This is a genomic window from Nostoc sp. UIC 10607 (genome assembly GCF_047228265.1).
Taxonomy (GTDB): Bacteria; Cyanobacteriota; Cyanobacteriia; order Cyanobacteriales; family Nostocaceae; genus Nostoc; species Nostoc foliaceum_A.
On the sequence record NZ_JBIQNW010000138.1, the window covers coordinates 1 to 3420 of the forward strand.

At 45.9% G+C, this 3420-nt stretch carries 3 protein-coding genes; all 3 read right to left on the bottom strand.

The window, feature by feature from the left end; translation table 11 throughout:
* Positions 1–82: 82 nt before the first annotated feature.
* Positions 83–436 carry a hypothetical protein gene (locus tag ACEYW6_RS35575; protein ID WP_412983508.1) on the bottom strand — a complete coding sequence of 118 codons (354 nt, stop codon included), beginning with the start codon at positions 434–436 and terminating at the stop codon, positions 83–85.
* A 102-nt stretch (positions 437–538) separates the two neighbouring features.
* Positions 539–2794: an EAL domain-containing protein gene (locus ACEYW6_RS35580; protein ID WP_412983509.1), complete on the bottom strand. Its 2256-nt coding sequence runs from the start codon at positions 2792–2794 to the stop codon at positions 539–541.
* Positions 2795–3017: 223 nt separating this feature from the next.
* On the bottom strand, positions 3018–3420 hold a 403-nt coding region (locus ACEYW6_RS35585; protein WP_412983510.1), incomplete at its 5' end, for a tetratricopeptide repeat protein.

Sequence of the window (3420 nt, forward strand, 5' to 3'; positions counted from 1 at the left end):
TCATTTTCAATAAGACTATTTTGAGTATTTTAACTGGTTGACAAAATGCACTTTATCTTAACCTCTCACGGATGCTCCACCATCAGCCTGACCCCGCCACCGCCAACCCTAGCAGCAACCGCCCCCGATAGAACTCCTGCTGTAACCCCGAAAGAACAGCCAGCACCCCAAGTTCCGACCAATCCCCCAAATCTTCGCCGTGCAGAGATACTTGGTAGTAGCCGCAAGCTAGGCGATGCCTACGGCAACCCGTTCGCGTAGCGTCTCCGACAGGAGAAGCGGGAACGCACTGCACAGGATAACCAGCGTCATGGCACTTGGCCAGCAGGGTTTGAATAACTTGCGGGTATGTGGAGTCAATGGGAATAGTCTGTTTTGGGGAGATTTTGGAGTTGGTTGTAACGTTAGAATGTTCACGGCTCGATCTTAGAGTCATGCTTTCGGTATCGGTTAGGCGTTAGGCGTAGCTTGAACTTACGTAGTACTTGAATTAACAAAAGCTATGTAGCACATTTGCCAACAGTGTGGCTAGCTATATCTACCCCAATGGGCGAGGTGCTGCAATGCCATATCCCTGTGCGTAATCAATTCCAAGTGCCGTAATTCGCTCTAAAATCGCGTCATTCTCTACAAACTCAGCAATAGTCTGAATACCCATCACACTACTAATGTGCGTGATTGCTGCCACGATCGCATTATCCACAGGATTATTGACAATGTTACGAATAAAGCTCCCGTCAATTTTGAGGTAATCCACAGGTAGAGACTTGAGATAGGCAAAGGACGACATACCCACCCCAAAATCGTCCAACGCGAAGCGACAGCCCATCCGTTGAAGTGACTGAATGAACTGTCTGGCTTTACTTAGGTTGGCGATCGCCACAGTCTCGGTAATTTCAAAGCAAATGGACTGGGGTGAGATGGAGTATAGGGTAAACTGCTGATATAGAAAGTCAAAGAAGCGATCGTCGTTGATGCTAGAACCAGAAAGGTTAATCGCATAAATGCTTTGTTTATCGCCAACAACGCTTGTCAAATTCTTGAACAGAGTCCGAATCACCCATTGATCGATCAGGTGCATCAAGTCGTAGCGTTCTGCTGCTGGAATAAACGTCATCGGCAGCACTAAATTTCTCTCCTCATCCCAGAGCCGCAGTAGCACTTCATAATAGTCCCCATCGTCAACGTTTTGAGCAGTCGAGGTGATAGCGGCAATAGGTTGAACATAGAGACAAAACCAATCATTTTCCAAGGCTTGAGAAATGCGGCTGGCCCACTGCATCTGGCCGCGCTGTTGCAGTCGCTCCTGGTCGTCAGTCTGAGCAAAGTACACGCGATTGCGCCCCCGGTTCTTCGCAGTATAGCAAGCTGCATCAGCCGTGCTGATAATCTCTGCAAGGCTCTCGCTATTTATGTCAATACCCACCAAGCCGATACTTACTCCAATTGAGAATACCTGCTTTTGCCAAACAAACCGGAACTCTTGAACACATTCAAGCAGATCATTGGCAACTCGTAAAGCTTGCTCCGGCAGACACTGACTGAGCAATACGCCAAATTCATCGCCCCCTAAGCGTGCCAGTGTGTCAGTTTTCCTAATCTTCTCTTGCAATAGGATAGTAATTTGACGCAGTAATTCGTCTCCAGCCAGATGACCACAGGTATCATTTACAATTTTGAAGTGATCGAGATCCAAATAGCACAACGCATGAATCTGGTAGTCTAATTTGGCAAGGTGCAATGCTTGTTGAATCTGCTGCTCAAACTCGTGGCGATTCACCAATCCGGTTAAGGCATCATGACTTGCCTGCCAGGATAGCTGACGCGACAACTTGCGGTTCTGAGTCACGTCACGAAACACCATAACCGCGCCAATCACTCGTCCCTCACGATTGCGAATGGGCGCGGCTGAATCTTGAATCGCAATTTCTTGATTATTCTGATTAATTAAGACGGTATGGTTTGCTAAACTCACAGTTCGATTTTCCTTTAACGCTTGCTCAATTGGGTTCTTAACTGTCTCCCGTGTCGCTTCATGCACAATTCCAAAGACTTCTTCTAACAGCAACCCTTCTGCGGATGTTTCACTACATCCAAGCAGAAATTTTGCAACCGGATTGAGGTATTTAATCCTGCCAAACGCATCTGTGGTAAGAACTGCATCTCCGATCGATTGCAACGTCACCTGGGCTAATTCTTTTTCTTGAAAAAGTGTTTCTTCAATTTGCTTGAAGTCTGTGATATTGTACCCCACCGATTGAAATTCCAGAAAGCATCCTTGCTCGTCAAATATCATTCGGTTATGCCACTTAGTCCAACGCACCTCACCTGCCACAACCACGCGATTCTCAATAATCACAACGGGATTATCAGCACTAATTAAAGCTACAAATTCAGCAACTCGCTCCCGATCTGCCTCCAAGATAATGGGTTGATCGTGGCTGCCGATTAGCTCCTCTGGCGATCGCCCATAATAAAGCGCAAAAGCTTGGTTGAAAAACGTGAGTGTGCCGTCTGGTAAATATCGGGCAATCACTTCAGCCTGATCTTCTACAATGGCACGGTAGCGAATCTCGCTTTGTCTGCTCGCAATTTCTGCCTGTTTGAGTAAACGGATCTCGTCGTAGACATCGCTGATTTCCCGCTCTAGTTCTCGGTTGGCTACCAACAGTCGTCCATAACTGGGGAAAGTAAGTGCCTTTGCTATTAACTCTTTCAACGCAATATCTGTGTATAGCGATCCGAAAGCCGTGATGGCCTTGATGCAACTACTTAGCCAATGTTTATAAGCCAAGATGTGTACCTGTATTTTTGCAGTAGCTAAAAAAACCTATGAACGGTTACGACTAAGAGGTTGTTGAAAAAATTGTTAGCTGTATTTTTAGGCACTTCTTGATCCCACCTAACCCCCCTAAAAAAAGGGGAACCAGAATTAAAATCCCCCAATTTATCAGGGGATTTAGGGGGATCTAAAACGTTTTGCTATCAACAACAGGACTTTTTAAACAACCTCTAAATTAATATTCTGGATAAGTCTCCAGCAGATGCTGACATATTTCTAAAGCTTGCAGATAAAGCGGCTCGGCTTGGTCATGCCGTCCTTGAGAATCATAAAGTGACGCTAGGTTGTTCAGGCTGGTGACGACAGAAGGATGTTTTTCTCCCAGCAGCAGTTTTCTCTGTTCTAAAGCTTCCACTAACAACTCTTTGGCTTGATCATAGCGTCCTTGATAATAGTAGAGTTCTGCTAGGATTTTCAGGGTAGTCGCAACAGAAGAATGTTGTTCTCCCTGCAACTGTTCTCTCTGTCCTGAAGCTTCCACTAACAACTCTTCGGCTTGGTCATAGCGTCCTTGATAATAGTAGAGTTCTGCTAGGATTTTCAGGGTAGTCGCAACAGAAGAATGTTGTTCTCCCTGC

What these genes read in the sequence shown, in the direction of transcription:
- ACEYW6_RS35575 (WP_412983508.1), bottom strand. Translation starts at nt 436, where the DNA reads ATGACTCTAAGATCGAGCCGTGAACATTCTAACGTTACAACCAACTCC.